Raw genomic sequence first — 14,399 nt, 5'->3', positions numbered from 1 at the left:
CCTTGCGCGGATCGGCCCTCGGATCAGGACGCGGGCTCCTGGTTGATCCGCACCATGTTGCCCGAAGGGTCGCGGAACGCGCAGTCGCGTGGGCCCCAGGCCTGGTCGATCGGCTCCTGCAGCACCTCGGCGCCGGAGGCCCGCACCTTCTCGAACGTCGCGTCGAGGTCGTCGGTGCGGAAGACGATCATCGACAGGACGCCCTTGGTGAGGAGTTCCTGCAGGGTGTCGCCGTCGGCCTGGGAGCGGCCCGCGTGCGGGTCGGACAGCACGATCTCAAGGCCCGGCTGGGACGGGACGCCGAGGGTCACCCAGCGGTGGCCGCCGGAGGCGACGTCGTTGCGGACCTCAAGGTCCAGCGCGTCACGGTAGAAGGCGAGCGCCTCATCGACGTCGTTGACGGTGATGTGGCAGTAGCGAAGTGCGATTGTCATGGGGTCAACGCTAGGCCGCCGCCTCGCGCCGGGCTTCTCCGATCCTGCTCGGCGTGGTGCGGGCCGGGCGGGTGTGCACCTTGGCCACGCACGGGGGCATGGCCGCCACCGCGCGGTGCTCACGGGCGCGGTAGGCGCTCGGCGTCTCGCCCAGCAGCTCGGTGAACCGCGAGCTGAACGAGCCCAGGGAGGTACAGCCCACGGCCATGCACGCGTCGGTCACGCTCACCCCGGCCCGCAGCAGCGTCATCGCCCGCTCGATGCGGCGGGTCATGAGGTAGCTGTAGGGCGTCTCGCCGTAGGCGGCCCGGAACTGCCGGGAGAAGTGCGCCGGTGACATCAGCGCGTGGCGGGCCATCGTCGGCACGTCGAGCGGGCGGGCGTAGTCACGGTCGATCAGATCCCGCGCCCGACGCAGGTGAGCGAGGTTGGCGAGGTCTTGCGGATTCATGGCAGCAGCGTATACCCGCCCACCGACAATTCCGCCCTGACCTGCGTGGAAGCGGCCTCGGATCAGTCGCCGAGACCGGCCAGGAGGCGGTGGAACTCGCGGTTGAACACCTCGGGGTTGTCCTGGTTGGCGTTGTGCCCGGCGTCGGGGATCACCACGTACCTGATCCGCGGGTCGCTCGCCGCCCACCCGGGGCCGTCCTTGCGGATGTCGCCGGTGCCGTCGTGTTCTCCGTGGGTCAGCAGGAACGGCACCTCGACGCGGTATCCCGGCAGTCCGCGCCGGGAGAGGGCACTGGCGACCGCGGCGAAGATCTGCACGGTCGCGCGCCGGCTCACCTGGCCGATCGCCTCCACCGCGTAGGCGCGGACGTCGTCGCGGACGCTCGTGGCGCGGGCGAACATCGTCCGCAGCGCGCCGCGCGGCATGAGGCCGAAGGACAGGTAGGTCAGGCGCAGGATCAGCGCGTCGGTGGCGGACAGCGGGGCCTCGATCGGCGTGCTGCCGATGACGACCAGGGCGCGGAAGCGGTGCGGGTGCAGCCGTACCGCGTGCTGGGCGATGTAGCCGCCCATGGACTGCCCGACGATGACCGTCTGCTCGACTCCGGCGTCGTCGAGCATCGCCACCAGGTCGTCCACGTGGTCTTCGATGCCCACCCGGCCGGGGCCGAAGGGCTGGGAGCGGCCGTGCCCGCGGGCGTCCCAGACGAGGGCGCGGCGGTGGCCGAGGATGCCGGGGATCTGCGCGTTGAACATGCGGTGGTCCATCGTCGCGCCGTGCAGGAAGGTGACCGGGGTGCCGCCGTCGCGCCCGCCGGTCCAGTAGTGCAGCGTGGTGCCGGGGCGTCGCAGCACGCGCATGTCGAGCCCTTGCGGGGTGCCGGTCCAGTCGGTCGGGGCGCGGTGGTGGGTCTCGCTCATGGTGTCTCCGGCGCGGGGTCGCGGGTGTCGGGGTGTTCGTTGTCGGTGGCGAGGCGGTCCAGCAGGTCGCGCATGCTCGCGTACGCCGCGGGCGACATCGCGGCCGGGGCGTGGGCGGGGGTGAGGGCGCGGTCCACGATGGTGGCGAAGGCGCCGATCGTGGCGGCGAGCCGGTCGCGGCCGAGCGGCCCGGCGACCTTCGACAGCGACAGCAGGCCGACGGTGAAGGCGGCGAGCGCGAGGGACAGCGCGTCGGGGTCGAGGCCCGCGTCCAGGGAGCCGTCGCGTTGCAGGAGCCGCAGGTATCCGTCCATCCAGTCGAACCTGCGCCGGTAGCGGTCATCGGCGCGGGTGGCGGCGTAGCCGCCGAGCACCGCCTCGTCGTCGAGGTAGGCGGCGGTGAGCAGGTCGTCGCCGAGCAGGGCGTCGGCGGCGATGCGGTATAGGTCGCCGAGGCTCGCCATCTCGCCGGCGGCCAGCCGCTCGGACAGCGCCGTGGTGATGCGCCGCATGCTGCGGGCGATCAGGTGGTCGACCAGCTCGTTCTTGCTCGCGAACTCCAGGTAGAGCGCGCCCTTGCCGATGCCGCAGCGCTCGGCCAGCGCGCTCATGCTCATCCCGTCGAACCCGCGCTCCAGGATGAGCTCCTGCGCGGCGTCGAGAATCCGCTCGCGCCGGTGCGGGATCTGCGGCCGGGGCATGCGATGACCCCCTTCCTCGTAGTGACCGATTTCAGATTATCGGTCACTACGAGGGCCGGCAACCAGCCGGGCCGCGCGTGTGTGCAGGTAGCGCTGCTGGGGGAGGCTGGTGGTGCGCTCGGCGGCGGCCAGGTAGGCCGCGCGCGCCGCGGCATGTTCGCCGGCCATCTCCAGCAGGTGCGCGCGTACGGCGTGCGGGCGGTGGTCGCCCGCCATCCGCTCGTCCGACTCGATGGCGGGCAGCAGGGCCAGGCCCGGGTCGTCCGGCGTGCCGCCGTCCGGCCAGCTTCGCGCCGCGGCCAGCAGCGCCTCCTGGACGGCGTCCTCGGCGGTGTCGAAGTGCCCGTAGCGGCGTACGACCGCGCCGAGGACCCGCGGCGTGAGCTCGCGCAGCAGATCCTCGGTCCCGGCCCGGCGCATCCGGCCGCTCACGCCTCGATCTGCGGCGGGCCCCCGGCGATCGGGCGCACGTCGACATACCACTCGTGAGAGAGGGCCGTGCCCTGCGGGTGCGGGGTGCCGGCCAGCAGCGCGGCGATCTGCGTGGCCCGGTCGAAGCCGTCGCACTCCACGATCGTGTAACCGGCCAGCACCTCCTGGGTCTCGGCGTAGGGGCCGTCGGTGACGACCGGCACGCCGTCGCGCAGCTCGACCCGCCGGGCGTGCACCGGGGCGCTGAGCCCCTGGCCGTCCACGAACTCCCCGGACTCCACCAGGTCCCTGTTCCACTTCTCCATGAAGGCGTGCAGGGCGGCGATGTCCTCCTCCGTCCACGGCGGAGTGCCGCCGGGCCTGCCGGTCAGCATGTCGTAGTCCCGCTGCGAACCGAACATCATGATCATGTACTTCACGGTCTCTCCTCTCGGCGCGCCCCCCTTGCCGGCGGCGCTCGCGAGGAACGTCGGAGCGGGCACGCCGTACCGGACACGGCCCGGGTCAGTCCGTGCGGGCGGCGATCAGGGCCGCCACACCGTCCAGGAGCCGGTCCAGGCCGAAGGCGAAGGACCGCTCGGGGTCGTACGCCGCGTCGAACTCCTGACCGGCGGCCACCCCCACCCGCGAGGCGGTCGGGTAGCGCTCGGGCCGCAGGACCTTGGACAGCACGGGCGCGGCCCGCTCCCACCACTCCTGGTCGGTGACCTCGGAACTGTCGCGGACCTGCACGGCGTGCAGCGCGCCCCTGGCCGCGCCGTGCACATAGTCGTTGATCATCGAGAGCGTCAGGTCCATCTCCACGTCGGTCAGGCCGATGCCGTCCAGGGCCCGCAGCTCGTAGTCGTACTTGGCGACCAGGTTGGGGCCGAGCGGCGGGCGGCTGGTGGCGACCTGGAGCAGCCAGGGGTGGCGCAGGTACATCGCGCGGTTCTGGCAGGCGATGTGCCGCAGCCGCCCGCGCCAGCCGCCGGGCAGGTCGGCGGGCATGTCCGGCTCGCCGTTGACGGTGTCGAGCATCAGGTCGATCAGCTCGGCCTTGCCGGGGACGTAGGTGTACAGCGACATCGCGGTGACGCCGAGCTGTTCGGCCAGGCGGCGCATGGACAGCGCGGCGAGCCCTTCCTGGTCGGCGACGGCGACGGCCACCGCGGCGATCTGCGGCACGGTCAGCTTCGGCTTGGGGCCGCGCCGCGGACGCTCCTGGACGCCCCACAGCAGTTCGATGCTGCGCCGTGGGTCACCGCTGCCGCTGTACTCGGTCGTCATCCTCACATTGTCCCCGCCAAAAACTCTCTACGCTGTACGTTGTTCCATGCTACTCTCTACGGCGTAAAGAGTTTAGGAGGTGTGATGAGCGATTCCCCCTGCCCCGCCGTACTGACCGAGGGCCTGCGCAAGAGCTATCGCGGGTCCGCCGCGCTGGACGGGCTGGACCTCGACGTCCCGGCCGGCGCGGTGTGCGGCCTGCTCGGGCCCAACGGGGCGGGCAAGACCACCGCCGTGCGGATCCTGTCGACGCTGCTGCGCGCCGACGCGGGCCGTGCCCTGGTGGCCGGCATCGACGTGGCCCGCGACCCGGCCGGCGTACGGCGCAGCATCGGCCTGGTCGGCCAGCACGCCGCCGTGGACGAACAGCTCAGCGGACGGCAGAACCTGGAGATGTTCGCCCGGCTCTCCCACCTGGGGAGTGCGGCCGCCGCCCGCCGCGCGGACGAACTGCTGGAGCGCTTCGGCCTGGCCGGCACCGGCCGAAAACCCGCCGGTCGCTACTCCGGCGGCATGCGGCGGCGGCTCGACCTGGCCGCCGGGCTGATCCTGCGCCCCAAGGTGCTGTTCCTGGACGAGCCCACCACCGGCCTGGACCCCGGCGCGCGCAACGAGATGTGGGACGCCGTGCGCGACCTGGTCGCGAGCGGCACCACCGTACTGCTCACCACCCAGTACCTGGAGGAGGCCGACCGCCTGGCCGGCATGATCTGCGTCATCGACCACGGGCGGGTCATCGCCCGCGGCACACCCGAGGAGCTGAAGTCACAGATCGGCGGCGACCGCATCGACGTGGTCGTACGCGAACGCCGTGACCTCGCGGCCGTCACCGAGATCCTGGCCAAGGTGGGCCTCGGTGAGCCGCACGCCGAGCCCGCCGTCCGCCGGGTCAGCGTCCCGGTGGAGGAACGGGTGGCCGCGCTCGGCGACCTGACCCGGGCCCTGCGCGAACGCGACATCGCCGCCGAGGACATCGCGGTGCGCCGGCCGACGCTCGACGAGGTGTTCCTGACCCTGACGGGAGGGCGGTCATGACCGCGATGTTCGGACGGCTCGGCTGGGCCGTCGCCGACACCTGGACGATCACCCGCCGCGACCTGACGCACTGGGTCAACCAGCCCGCGCAGATCGTGATCGGGCTGCTGTTCCCCGTGATGATCGTGCTGATGTTCGGCTACCTGTTCGGCGGGGCCGTCGCGCTGCCGGGCGGCGGCGACTACCGGGAGTTCCTGATGCCCGGCATGTTCGCGATGACCATGCTGTTCGGCATCGAGACGACCTTCGCCGCGGTGGCGGGGGACGCGGCCAAGGGCGTCACCGACCGCTTCCGGTCCATGCCGATGAGCGGTTCGGCGGTCGTGGCCGGGCGCAGCGTCGCCGACCTGCTCAACTCCGTTCTCGGCCTGGCCGTGATGGTGATCTGCGGGCTGGCCGTCGGCTGGCGCTTCCACGAGGGCGCGGGGCGGGCGCTGGCCGCGTTCGGGCTGCTGCTCCTGCTGCGCTTGGCGATGTTGTGGGTCGGCATCTGGCTCGGGCTGGTGGTGGGCAGGCCGGAGATGCTGACGGCGATGCAGATCCTGGTCTGGCCGCTGGCGTTCGTGTCCAACACGTTCGTGCCGCCGGAGACGATGCCCGCCTGGCTGGCGGCGGTGGCGGAGTGGAACCCGCTGTCGGCCACCGTCGCGGCGGTCCGGGACCTGTTCGGCAATCCGGGACCGGCGGCCGCCTCCTTCGCCGCCGAACACGCCATCGCGCTCGCGCTGGCCTGGCCGCTCGTGCTGATCGCCGTGTTCGCCCCGCTGGCCACCCGGCGCTACCGCGACCTGAACCGCTGAGCGCCCGCGGCGGCGGATCGAAAGTTCCGCTGCGGCGGCGGGGTTCCGCCGGGAGGGGGAAGGCGGGTTCGGCCGCGGTGCCGAGGTACGCGTACGTCGCTCGCCCTAGCGTCGTACGCGGGAGGCGGGTCGCCCGTGCGACCGCCCCCTCCTACCTCAGCCATCGAGCAGGGAGCCCCCGTTGCCGCAGTCGCATCGCACCGCCGCCCTGGCCGCCCTCGTGCTGGCCGCCACCGGCCTGAGCGTCGCCCCGGCCCAGGCGGAAAGCCGTTTCGGAGCCGACCGGCCGGCCCCCTTCCACCGGCAAGAACTCGACTGGCACGGCTGCCGGACGGCACCCGGCGACAAGACGGGCGAGGCCCTGGACGCGGCGGGCGCCCGGTGCGCCGAGGTCGTCGTCCCGCTGGACTACCGCAGGCCCTGGGGGCGGACCATCTCGGTGGCGATCTCCAGGGTCAAGGCCGCCGACCCGGCGAGGCGGCGGGGCGTCCTGCTGACCAACCCCGGCGGCCCGGGGGAGTCCGGGCTGGCGCTGGCGACCCTCGGCCAGGCCGTGCCCGCCCTCGGCGCCCGTTATGACGTGATCGGGATGGATCCGCGTTTCGTGGGCCGCAGCACGCCGATCACGTGCGACTGGAAGATCGGCACCTACCTCCAGTCCGCGGGGCCGGACCGCCGTACCTTCGACCGGAGCGCGGCCACGATGCGCAGGCTGGCGGCCGGGTGCGCGCGCGACTATCGCGACGTGCTGCCGTACGCCTCCACCCGCAACACCGCCCGCGACATGGACGTGATCCGCGCCGCCCTGGGCGAGCCCAAGCTGTCCTACCTCGGCTACTCCTACGGCACCTATCTGGGCGCGGTCTACACGCAGTTGTTCGGCGAGCGGGCCGACCGGTTCGTGCTGGACAGCGCGGAGGACCCGGCGGTTCGCGGGCCGGGCCCGATGGGCGGGAACGCCCCGGCGTCCAGCGCCGCGCTGCGGAGCTGGGCCGGGTGGGCCGCCGGGCGCGACGGCGAGTACGGGCTGGGCGCCACCACGGCCGAGGTCCTGGCCACCGTGGCGGGCATCGACCGGGCCGCCGCCCGGCGTCCGCTGCGGATCGGGGAGTACCGGATCGACTCCCGCCACGTCCCCCTGCTGTACTTCACGCGCCTCTACAGCGACACCGCGGAGGCGTACGCGGGCTTCGCCGCCGAGGTGCGGGTGCTGGCCGCCGCCGCCCGCGGCGGCCCTGCCGTTCCCACGCCGTCGCTGAAGGACTTCTTCACGCACATGGCCGCCGACCCGGGCTCCGGCGCGCAGATCTCGATCTTCTGCGCCGACCGGGCCGCCGCCCGCGACCCGGAGACCTACTATCGCGACATCCAGGCCCTCCGGGCCGCCGAGCCGCTGTTCGGGCCGCTGGCCCAGAACATCACCCCGTGCGCGTTCTGGCCCATCACGCCGGTGGAGGCCCCCACCACGGTCGCCAACGACGTCCCCGTGCTGATCACCGGTGCCGACGGCGACCCCGCCACGACCTATCCCGAGCAGCAGGCCATGCACCGGGCGCTGGCCGGTTCCCGCATGATCACCCTTCGCGGGGCCCACCGGCACGGCGCCTATCTCGTGGCGGGCAACGGCTGCGTGGACACCGCCGTCAACCGGTACCTGATCGACGGTGTCCTGCCCGGCGGCGACCTGACCTGCGAGGCGGGCGGCGCTCCGGCGGGCTGACATCAGCGGGTGCGGCGGACCGGCAGGGGCGGGATGGACTTCAGGCAGGAGCGGTCGCCGGTGGAGCCGGTGCGGATGAAGGTGGCCGCCAGCCGGGCCGCGCAGCCGCTGTCCTCCTCGGTGGGCACGTGCCCGGCGGAGGGGACCTCGACGAACGTGGCTGAAGGGAACTGCGCCGCCGCCTCACGTCCCTGCGGAACGGGGGTGTTGGTGTCGAGTTCGCCGGACAGCACGAGCACCGGGACGCCGGGGGCGGGACCCGGCTCGGCGGGGCCGAGGGCGCCCGGCCACTTCTGGCAGTTGTAGTTCTCGTTGAACGCCTCGTACCAGCTTCGCGCGCTGAACGGCCCGAACTCCCCCTCGGCCCGCCGCAGGGCCTTGGCCAGAACGGCGGGACGGCGGGAGGGCGGGGTCTTCCGGTCCCACACGGCCGGGTAGTCGTTGCACTGGATCGACACGGACATGGCCAGGACCGCCCGCGACTCGGGCGGCAGGGACCGCCCCAGCTGCTCGCTCACCTTCTGGGCCAGGGCGATGAGCGCCCTCGTGTCCCCCGCGACCGCCTCCGCGACCGCGGCGGGCAGTTCGGTCCAGGCGTGCGGGACGCCGCCGAGGCTGGCCACGTACAGGTGCATCAGGGCGAGCATGCGTTCGCCGAGCTTCATGGTCCGGGGGCGGCCGGAGACCTCGATCCGGAAGGGGATGGGCTTGTGCCGCAGGCGGGCGGCGAGCCGCTTGAGGTTCGCGACCGCCTCTTCACCGCGGCAGGCGCCGCCGCTGCGGGCGCACAGGCGCCGCAGCGCCCGCTCCACGGTCTGCGCGCCGGGGCGGGCCAGCGGGTCGAAGCGCACGGGGTAGGCCCCGGACTGGACGATGCCCTGGGTGTGGCCGGGGTGCCGCGCGGCGTAGATGGTGCTCAGGTAGGTGCCGTAGGAAAGGCCGTAAGGGAAGACCCGGTCGATGCCGAGGTGTTCCCGTACGGCGTCCAGGTCGTCGGCCAGTTCCGCCGAGGTGAACGCCCGCGCCTTGGCCCCGAACCGCCGTCCGCACCTGCCGACCTCGTCGGTCTGGCGCTCGTAGGACAGCCGCAGGTAGTCCGCGGGGAGGCCGCAGTCGTGCCGCTGGGAGCGGCCGATGCCGCGCGGGTCGACCAGCAGCAGGTCATGGTCGGCGCGCAGCGCCGCCGTGGTCGTGGCGAAGTCCTGTGCCTGGGCGATGGCCGGGTCGCCGGGTCCGCCGGGCACCAGCATGACCGTACCGGCCGCGGGGCGGCTCGTGCGGGTGCGGGGCAGCAGGGCGTAGGCGACGCGGGTGGTGCCCGCGGCGGGGTCGGACCGGATCAGCGGCACGGTGACGTTTCCGCACCGCGCGGCCGTTCCGTCCACGACCGGGCAGGCGTCCGCGGAGGCGGATGCGGGCGGGACCGGCGCGAGGGCGGCCAGCACGGCGCCGAGCGTGAGCGCGAGAGGTAAGTGCCGTTTCGGCATGGTGGTGTCTCCTTCGATGAGAAATCAGTGATTGGTCAGCGGGTGGCGTGCCACCGCCCCCGCCGGCATGGGCAGCGTGGACAGCAGGATCGGCAGGTAGAGCGCCGCCAGGTCGATGCCCGGGGCCTCGCCCCTGACCACGACCATCACCAGCGCGGTGACGGCCAGGGCGAGCGCCATCGCGGTCGGCACCATCAGGTTGCTCAGGAACTTGCCGAAGGTGTAGGCGAAGGCGCGCAGTGGAGTCGCACGGTGACTCACCTCCCGCGTTCGACGCTACGGTGATCAAGGTCGCCGTACCTCCGCACCAGCGCCGAACCGGTGCTCCCCCTCCAGGCGGAACCGCGCCGCACCGGCGGAACCTTCGATCCGTGAGCGGGCCCGACCCGCACGCGCGCGCCTAAGCTGTGATCGATGCATGGACCTCGGTTACGCGCCTGGGCCGGTGACGCGGCGCTCGCCGCCGTACTGGCCCTCTGGGCGGTGGTCTCCCCGCAGGGGACGGCGAGCCCGGCGGTGGTCGGCCTCGGGTTGCTGCAGACCGTCCCGCTGGCCGTCCGCCGCCTCTCGCCCTGGCCGGTGCTGGGCGTCACGGCCGCGGCGTTCGCGGCCGAGCAGGTCCTCACCCTGGGCGAGGAGCGGCTGAGCGCGGGCCCGTTGTACCTGGCGGTGGCCGTCTACACCGTCGCCCGTCATGTCGCCTGGCCGTGGAGCCTGGCCGCGATCGCGCTCTCGGTCGCGGCGGAGGTCTCGCCGAGGCTGGTCACCGGCCGGCTGCAGGCGGTGGAGGCGTTCGTGCTGATTTCGGTCCAGGTCGCGGCGTGGGCGGCGGGCAGCGGCCAGCGCCGGATCAGGGCGGACGCCGAACGCCTGCGCGAGCTGACCCGCAGGCTGGCCGCGGAACGGGAGATCAGCACCGCCAGGGCGGTCACCGCCGAGCGCGCCCGCATCGCCCGCGACCTGCACGACGTGGTCGCCCACCACGTGAGCGCCATCGCGGTACAGAGCAGGGCGGTGACCGATGTGCTCGCCGATGACCCGGTGCTCGCCCGCGACGGGGCCCGCAGGATCGGCGAGACGGCCGACGTCGCGCTGAGCGAGATGCGCAGGCTGCTGGGACTGCTCGCCACCGACCCCGGCCGGCCGTCGCCCGAGCCGTCCCTGCGGCACCTGGACATGCTGACCGAGGCGGCGGTGGCGGCCGGCTGCCGGGTCCGCGCCTCGCTCGATGAGAAGGCCGCAGATCTGCCGCCCGCGGTGGAGGTCTGCGCCTATCGGATCGTCCAGGAGGCGCTGACCAACGTGCTCAAACACGCCGGTCCCGTCGAGGTGGACGTCCGCGTCCGCGTCTCCGGCGGCGAGCTGTCGATCGTCGTGGACAACGGGCCGCCCGCCGCCGATCACCGTTCCGCGCCCGGCACCGGCCTGGGGCTGATCGGCATGCGCGAGCGGGCCGCGCTGCTGGAGGGCACCATCGACGCCGCCGCGACCGCGCGGGGCGGCTGGCGGGTGCGCGTGATCCTGCCCGTCGGGACGGTGTGAGGATGACGATCCGGATCCTGATCGCGGACGATCAGGAGATCGTCCGCACGGCGCTGCGCGTGGTCATCGACCGCCGTACGGGCCTGAAGGTGATCGGCGAGGCCGCGGACGGCGAGGAGGCGGTGACCCGCGCGGCCGAGCTGCGGCCGGACGTGATCCTGATGGACGTGCGCATGCCCGGTACGACCGGCGTGGAGGCGACCCGGCGGATCACCGCGTCCTGGCCGCACCCCGGCCCGCCGCCGCGCGTCCTGGTGCTCACCACCTTCGACCTCGACGAGTACGTCTACGCCGCGCTGCACGCGGGGGCCGACGGCTTCCTGCTCAAGAACAGCGAGCCCGACGAACTCGCCCAGGCCATCCGCGTCGTCGCCGACGGGCAGGCGATGCTGGCGCCCACCGTCGCCAAGCGCCTGATCAGCGCCTTCAGCGGGCTGCCCGCCGGGCTCCTGCCCGGCGGGGCGCAAAGGCCGGGCGCCGATCGGCTCGGCGCGCTCACCGACCGCGAGCTGCACGTGCTCATCCTGGTCGCGCGCGGCCTGTCCAACGCGCAGATCGCCGGCAGCCTCCAGGTCACAGAGGCCACCGTGAAAGGCCGGGTCAACCGCATCCTGACGCGTCTCGGGCTGGACAACAGGGTGCAGGCCGCGATCCTCGCGCACCGGGCCGGGCTGGTCCCGGACTAGCGAGGAGCCCCGCCCGGGGGCGGGGCCGGTCACCTCAGGCGACGGCGGTGCCCTCCAGTTCGACCATCAGGCCGGGGATCGCCAGCCGGGTCACCCCGAGCATCGTGGTGGACGGCGCCACTCCGGCGGCGCCCAGCCTCGACGCCAGCACGCCGTAGTGCTGGAAGAGCAGATCGACGTCGGTGGTGTAGACGTTGAGCCGGACGAGGTCGGCCAGGGTCATCCCGGCCTCGCCGAGCACGGCCTCCAGGTTGTCCAGGCTCGATGCCAGTTGCCCGGCCATGTCATCGGCGTGCTCGGGCTTGCCCTCGGCGCTCATCGCGGTCTGCCCGGAGCAGTACAGGGTCCGGGTCTGCCCGGAGACCAGCTCGCCCTGGTTGTACCCCAGCTCCACCGACCACGGCCACGGGTTGACCGCCGTCCGCTGCACTGCCATATCGACTCCATACGATCGCGTTGGTTGATGTCGCGGTGGCAAGCCTCCCAGCGAATCACGACATCCTTTGTCGTGTATTCCGGTAAATTTCTCGCTATGCGTGCCGACCGGTTGGTGTCGCTGGTGCTGCTGCTGCGCCAGCGCGGCCGGTTGAGCGCGACCGCGCTGGCCCGCGAGCTGGGGGTGTCCACCCGCACGGTGCTGCGCGACATCGAGGCGCTGTCCGCGGCGGGCGTCCCCGTCTACGCCGAGCGCGGCAGGCACGGCGGCTTCGCGCTGTCACCCGGCTTCCGCACCGAGCTGACCGGGCTGAACCACGACGAGGCCCTTGCCCTGCTGGCCGCCGGATCGGGGCGCGGCGAGCAGGTGTTCGGCCTCGGTCCGGCGCTCGCCTCGGCGTTGCGCAAGGTGGCCGACGCGCTGCCGGAAGGCCATCGGGCCACTGCCAGTGACGCGGCCCGGCGGTTCCTCATCGACCCGGAGACCGACCTGCTCTCCCGCAGGCCGGCCACCGAGGACGTGCCCGACGCCACGATGATCGAGGTCCGTAGCGCGGTGCTGGCCGGACGCAAGCTGCGCATCCACTACGCGGCCATGGGCCGGGCGCCGCAGTGGCGCACGGTGGACCCGATCGGCCTGGTCACCGTACGCGACCGGGCCTACCTGCTGGCCACCAGATCCGGCGAGGACCGCACCTACCGGCTGTCGCGGATGCTGGCCGCCGAGGAACTGCCCGAACCGGCGCAGCGACCGGCGGAGGTCGACCTGGACCGGCTCTGGCGCGAACGCTGCGCGCGGTTCCTGCCCGACCAGATCCCCGTGCGGGTGCGGGTGAAGCCGTCCCGGCGAGACCAACTGGCGGGCACCGCGGTGGCCGTCCGCGCCGAAGACCCCGGCACGGAATCCGACGCGGACGGCTGGCTCCGGCTGGAGGTGACCTACCAGGACGCCTGGCACGCCGAATGGGCGCTGTGGCAGCTCACCACGGACGCCGAAGCCCTGAGCCCGCAGTGGCTGCGCGACTCCCTGCGCGACCGCGCCGCCGCGATCGCCGCCCGCTACGAGGCGTCATCCTGACGGTCGCGGCCGACGCGGTGAACGGTCACATCTCCATGCCCGCGCCGTTCATCAGCGGCCGGACCTCCATGCCGGTGTAGCGGGCGTCCGGCCAGCGCGCGGCGATCTCGGTGGCCCGCTCCAGGCTCTCGCACTCGACCAGGCAGTATCCGGCCAGGTGCTCCTTGGCCTCCAGGTAGGGGCCGTCGGTGACGGCGGGCACCCCCTCGCGCACGCGTACCGTCCTGCTGGTGGACGGGTCCGCCAGCGCCTCGCCGCCGATCCACTCGCCGGTGCTCTCCAACTCGGCCATCAGCGCGCCCGCCTCGGCCATCGCCGACTCGCGTTCCTGCTCCGGCAGGGCCTCCCAGATGGCCGGGTTGTTGTAGATCATGAGCATGTACTTCACGGCTCCGCTCCTCAGCGTCGTCCTGGCGGCTTTCATCAGTAGATCGGAGACGTCCGGCCGTCCTCGACATCCGGCCGGTAAGAAACCCGGAAAGGACGATCTCCGCCGGGCGGGGGCGCGGGTCAGGCGCGGTGGATGAAGATCTCGCCGTAGGAGGTGCCCGCGCGCACCTCGACGGTCTCTTCGGAGGGCAGCGGGCCGTCCGCCGCCGAAAGGGACGTGCGCACCCCGCCGTAGGGCGCGCTCACGTCGAGCCAGGCGGCGCTGCCCGCGCGGATGCCGACCTCCAGGTCGCCGTAGCCGGTCTCCAGGGTGATCGAGCCGCGCACGGCCTCGCCGACGCGGATGCCGCCGGTCGAGGTCCGGGCATCGACCGAGGCCAGGGCCAGGCCCACCGATATGTCGCCGTAGGCGGTGCTCAACCGGCTGTCGCCGGTCACCTCGCCGACGGTGATGCCGCCGTTGGCGCTCTTGACCACGGCGGTGCCGTCGATCTTGCCGACCCTGATCGCGCCGTTGGCGGCGGTGATGTCGGTGGCCCCCTGGGTCGCCGACACGGTGATGTCGCCGTTGGCGCTGTCGGCGCGCAGCCTGCCGGTGCGGTCCAGCCAGATGTCGCCGCTGCCGGTCCTGAAGGTGGAGTCGGCCAGCCTGCCCTGGACGTGGATGTCGGCCGCCGCGTCGGCCTCGACGCGCGATCCGGCCGGCAGGTCGATGGTCACCTCGACCGAGCCGCCCCACCCGAACAGCGAGATCGTCCGGCCCCTGGCCGCCTTCACCAGCAGGTGGCCCTGGGAGAACTCGACCTTGGCCTGCTCGGCGGCCCGTACGTCGGCGTCGTTGAACGCGTCGCTGGGGCGCACCTCGACGAGGGTGTCGCCGCGGTCGCCGGCGTTGATCCGGACACTGCCGGTGCCGATCGAGATCGTGGCGGAGATCGGCTCGGGCGTGTCGAATGCTGGCACGGCGTGCCCTCCTTCATGGTCGCGGGGCCGTTCCGCCCCGGCGGGGCCGGCGT

18 protein-coding genes are annotated in these 14,399 nt (G+C 73.1%); 6 read left to right on the top strand and 12 right to left on the bottom strand.

Annotation, left to right across the window (positions count from 1 at the left end; all coding sequences use genetic code 11):
- Window positions 1-23: 23 nt before the first annotated feature.
- The 7 genes from DP939_RS28975 to DP939_RS28945 all read right to left on the bottom strand — a co-directional run bounded on the left by DP939_RS28975 (window position 24) and on the right by DP939_RS28945 (window position 4,210).
- Window positions 24-434 (bottom strand): VOC family protein, encoded by a 411-nt coding sequence (locus DP939_RS28975; RefSeq protein WP_113983994.1) that lies wholly within the window; start codon window positions 432-434, stop codon window positions 24-26.
- A gap of 10 nt (window positions 435-444) precedes the next feature.
- Window positions 445-885, bottom strand: a complete 441-nt coding sequence (locus DP939_RS28970; protein ID WP_113983993.1) for a helix-turn-helix transcriptional regulator — start codon at window positions 883-885, stop codon at window positions 445-447.
- 62 nt (window positions 886-947) lie between these two features.
- Window positions 948-1,808 carry an alpha/beta fold hydrolase gene (locus DP939_RS28965; RefSeq protein ID WP_113983992.1) on the bottom strand — a complete coding sequence of 287 codons (861 nt, stop codon included), beginning with the start codon at window positions 1,806-1,808 and terminating at the stop codon, window positions 948-950.
- On the bottom strand, window positions 1,805-2,509 hold the full coding sequence (locus DP939_RS28960) for a TetR/AcrR family transcriptional regulator (RefSeq protein ID WP_113983991.1): 705 nt from the start codon (window positions 2,507-2,509) through the stop codon (window positions 1,805-1,807). Before DP939_RS28960 ends, DP939_RS28965 begins: the two co-directional genes overlap by 4 nt.
- Before the next feature lie 36 nt (window positions 2,510-2,545).
- Window positions 2,546-2,941: a hypothetical protein gene (locus tag DP939_RS49150; protein ID WP_318656324.1), complete on the bottom strand. Its 396-nt coding sequence runs from the start codon at window positions 2,939-2,941 to the stop codon at window positions 2,546-2,548.
- Window positions 2,938-3,351, bottom strand: coding sequence for a YciI family protein (locus DP939_RS28950; protein WP_225878569.1), 414 nt, complete (start codon window positions 3,349-3,351; stop codon window positions 2,938-2,940). The genes DP939_RS49150 and DP939_RS28950 overlap by 4 nt, the downstream gene beginning before the upstream one ends.
- A gap of 94 nt (window positions 3,352-3,445) precedes the next feature.
- Window positions 3,446-4,210 carry a TetR/AcrR family transcriptional regulator gene (locus tag DP939_RS28945; protein WP_113983989.1) on the bottom strand — a complete coding sequence of 255 codons (765 nt, stop codon included), beginning with the start codon at window positions 4,208-4,210 and terminating at the stop codon, window positions 3,446-3,448.
- An 84-nt stretch (window positions 4,211-4,294) separates the two neighbouring features.
- On the opposite strand from DP939_RS28945, the gene DP939_RS28940 reads away from it, so the two are divergent.
- From DP939_RS28940 to DP939_RS28930, 3 genes are all read left to right on the top strand, one after another.
- Complete coding sequence (locus DP939_RS28940) at window positions 4,295-5,245, top strand: ATP-binding cassette domain-containing protein (protein WP_113983988.1); 951 nt, start codon at window positions 4,295-4,297, stop codon at window positions 5,243-5,245.
- On the top strand, window positions 5,242-6,045 hold the full coding sequence (locus tag DP939_RS28935; RefSeq protein WP_113983987.1) for an ABC transporter permease: 804 nt from the start codon (window positions 5,242-5,244) through the stop codon (window positions 6,043-6,045). The genes DP939_RS28940 and DP939_RS28935 overlap by 4 nt, the downstream gene beginning before the upstream one ends.
- Window positions 6,046-6,226: 181 nt before the next feature.
- The gene (locus DP939_RS28930) at window positions 6,227-7,765 is read left to right on the top strand and encodes an alpha/beta hydrolase (protein ID WP_199565484.1); all 1,539 of its coding nucleotides are present in this window, start codon (window positions 6,227-6,229) and stop codon (window positions 7,763-7,765) included.
- A gap of 2 nt (window positions 7,766-7,767) precedes the next feature.
- Here the strand turns inward: DP939_RS28930 and DP939_RS28925 are convergent, their stop codons facing one another.
- Together DP939_RS28925 and DP939_RS28920 are read right to left on the bottom strand one after the other, a co-directional pair.
- Window positions 7,768-9,252 (bottom strand): alpha/beta hydrolase, encoded by a 1,485-nt coding sequence (locus DP939_RS28925; protein WP_113983986.1) that lies wholly within the window; start codon window positions 9,250-9,252, stop codon window positions 7,768-7,770.
- A gap of 24 nt (window positions 9,253-9,276) precedes the next feature.
- Window positions 9,277-9,513, bottom strand: coding sequence for a hypothetical protein (locus DP939_RS28920; RefSeq protein ID WP_113983985.1), 237 nt, complete (start codon window positions 9,511-9,513; stop codon window positions 9,277-9,279).
- Window positions 9,514-9,666: 153 nt separating this feature from the next.
- Between DP939_RS28920 and DP939_RS28915 the strand changes: the two genes are divergently transcribed.
- Both DP939_RS28915 and DP939_RS28910 read left to right on the top strand, forming a co-directional pair.
- Complete coding sequence (locus DP939_RS28915; protein ID WP_113983984.1) at window positions 9,667-10,794, top strand: sensor histidine kinase; 1,128 nt, start codon at window positions 9,667-9,669, stop codon at window positions 10,792-10,794.
- 2 nt (window positions 10,795-10,796) lie between these two features.
- Window positions 10,797-11,480 (top strand): response regulator, encoded by a 684-nt coding sequence (locus tag DP939_RS28910; RefSeq protein WP_113983983.1) that lies wholly within the window; start codon window positions 10,797-10,799, stop codon window positions 11,478-11,480.
- Window positions 11,481-11,514: 34 nt separating this feature from the next.
- On the opposite strand, the gene DP939_RS28905 is transcribed toward DP939_RS28910, so the two are convergent.
- A complete protein-coding gene (locus tag DP939_RS28905) occupies window positions 11,515-11,910 on the bottom strand; it encodes a RidA family protein (protein WP_199565497.1) in 396 nt (131 codons plus the stop codon).
- Window positions 11,911-12,012: 102 nt separating this feature from the next.
- On the opposite strand from DP939_RS28905, the gene DP939_RS28900 reads away from it, so the two are divergent.
- A complete protein-coding gene (locus tag DP939_RS28900; protein ID WP_113983981.1) occupies window positions 12,013-12,993 on the top strand; it encodes a helix-turn-helix transcriptional regulator in 981 nt (326 codons plus the stop codon).
- A 25-nt stretch (window positions 12,994-13,018) separates the two neighbouring features.
- Here the strand turns inward: DP939_RS28900 and DP939_RS28895 are convergent, their stop codons facing one another.
- The gene (locus DP939_RS28895; RefSeq protein WP_225878568.1) at window positions 13,019-13,372 is read right to left on the bottom strand and encodes a YciI family protein; all 354 of its coding nucleotides are present in this window, start codon (window positions 13,370-13,372) and stop codon (window positions 13,019-13,021) included.
- A gap of 131 nt (window positions 13,373-13,503) precedes the next feature.
- Window positions 13,504-14,346, bottom strand: a complete 843-nt coding sequence (locus DP939_RS28890) for a DUF4097 family beta strand repeat-containing protein (protein ID WP_113983979.1) — start codon at window positions 14,344-14,346, stop codon at window positions 13,504-13,506.
- Between the last annotated feature and the right edge of the window lie 53 nt (window positions 14,347-14,399).

Origin of the sequence: Spongiactinospora rosea, assembly GCF_003315795.1 — a bacterium.
GTDB lineage: Bacteria > Actinomycetota > Actinomycetes > Streptosporangiales > Streptosporangiaceae > Spongiactinospora > Spongiactinospora rosea.
Note: the sequence above shows the minus strand (reverse complement) of the source record. Positions and strands in the feature narration are given on the sequence as shown.

Bases quoted from the DNA above. Each gene is read 5' to 3' on its own strand.
- DP939_RS28950 (WP_225878569.1), bottom strand. From the start codon at position 3,351: ATGATCATGATGTTCGGTTCGCAGCGGGACTACGACATGCTGACCGGC.
- DP939_RS28960 (WP_113983991.1), bottom strand. From the start codon at position 2,509: ATGCCCCGGCCGCAGATCCCGCACCGGCGCGAGCGGATTCTCGACGCC.
- DP939_RS28925 (WP_113983986.1), bottom strand. From the start codon at position 9,252: ATGCCGAAACGGCACTTACCTCTCGCGCTCACGCTCGGCGCCGTGCTG.
- DP939_RS28945 (WP_113983989.1), bottom strand. From the start codon at position 4,210: ATGACGACCGAGTACAGCGGCAGCGGTGACCCACGGCGCAGCATCGAA.
- DP939_RS28935 (WP_113983987.1), top strand. From the start codon at position 5,242: ATGACCGCGATGTTCGGACGGCTCGGCTGGGCCGTCGCCGACACCTGG.
- DP939_RS28915 (WP_113983984.1), top strand. From the start codon at position 9,667: ATGCATGGACCTCGGTTACGCGCCTGGGCCGGTGACGCGGCGCTCGCC.
- DP939_RS28970 (WP_113983993.1), bottom strand. From the start codon at position 885: ATGAATCCGCAAGACCTCGCCAACCTCGCTCACCTGCGTCGGGCGCGG.
- DP939_RS28900 (WP_113983981.1), top strand. From the start codon at position 12,013: ATGCGTGCCGACCGGTTGGTGTCGCTGGTGCTGCTGCTGCGCCAGCGC.
- DP939_RS28965 (WP_113983992.1), bottom strand. From the start codon at position 1,808: ATGAGCGAGACCCACCACCGCGCCCCGACCGACTGGACCGGCACCCCG.
- DP939_RS28975 (WP_113983994.1), bottom strand. From the start codon at position 434: ATGACAATCGCACTTCGCTACTGCCACATCACCGTCAACGACGTCGAT.
- DP939_RS28940 (WP_113983988.1), top strand. From the start codon at position 4,295: ATGAGCGATTCCCCCTGCCCCGCCGTACTGACCGAGGGCCTGCGCAAG.
- DP939_RS28910 (WP_113983983.1), top strand. From the start codon at position 10,797: ATGACGATCCGGATCCTGATCGCGGACGATCAGGAGATCGTCCGCACG.
- DP939_RS28895 (WP_225878568.1), bottom strand. From the start codon at position 13,372: ATGCTCATGATCTACAACAACCCGGCCATCTGGGAGGCCCTGCCGGAG.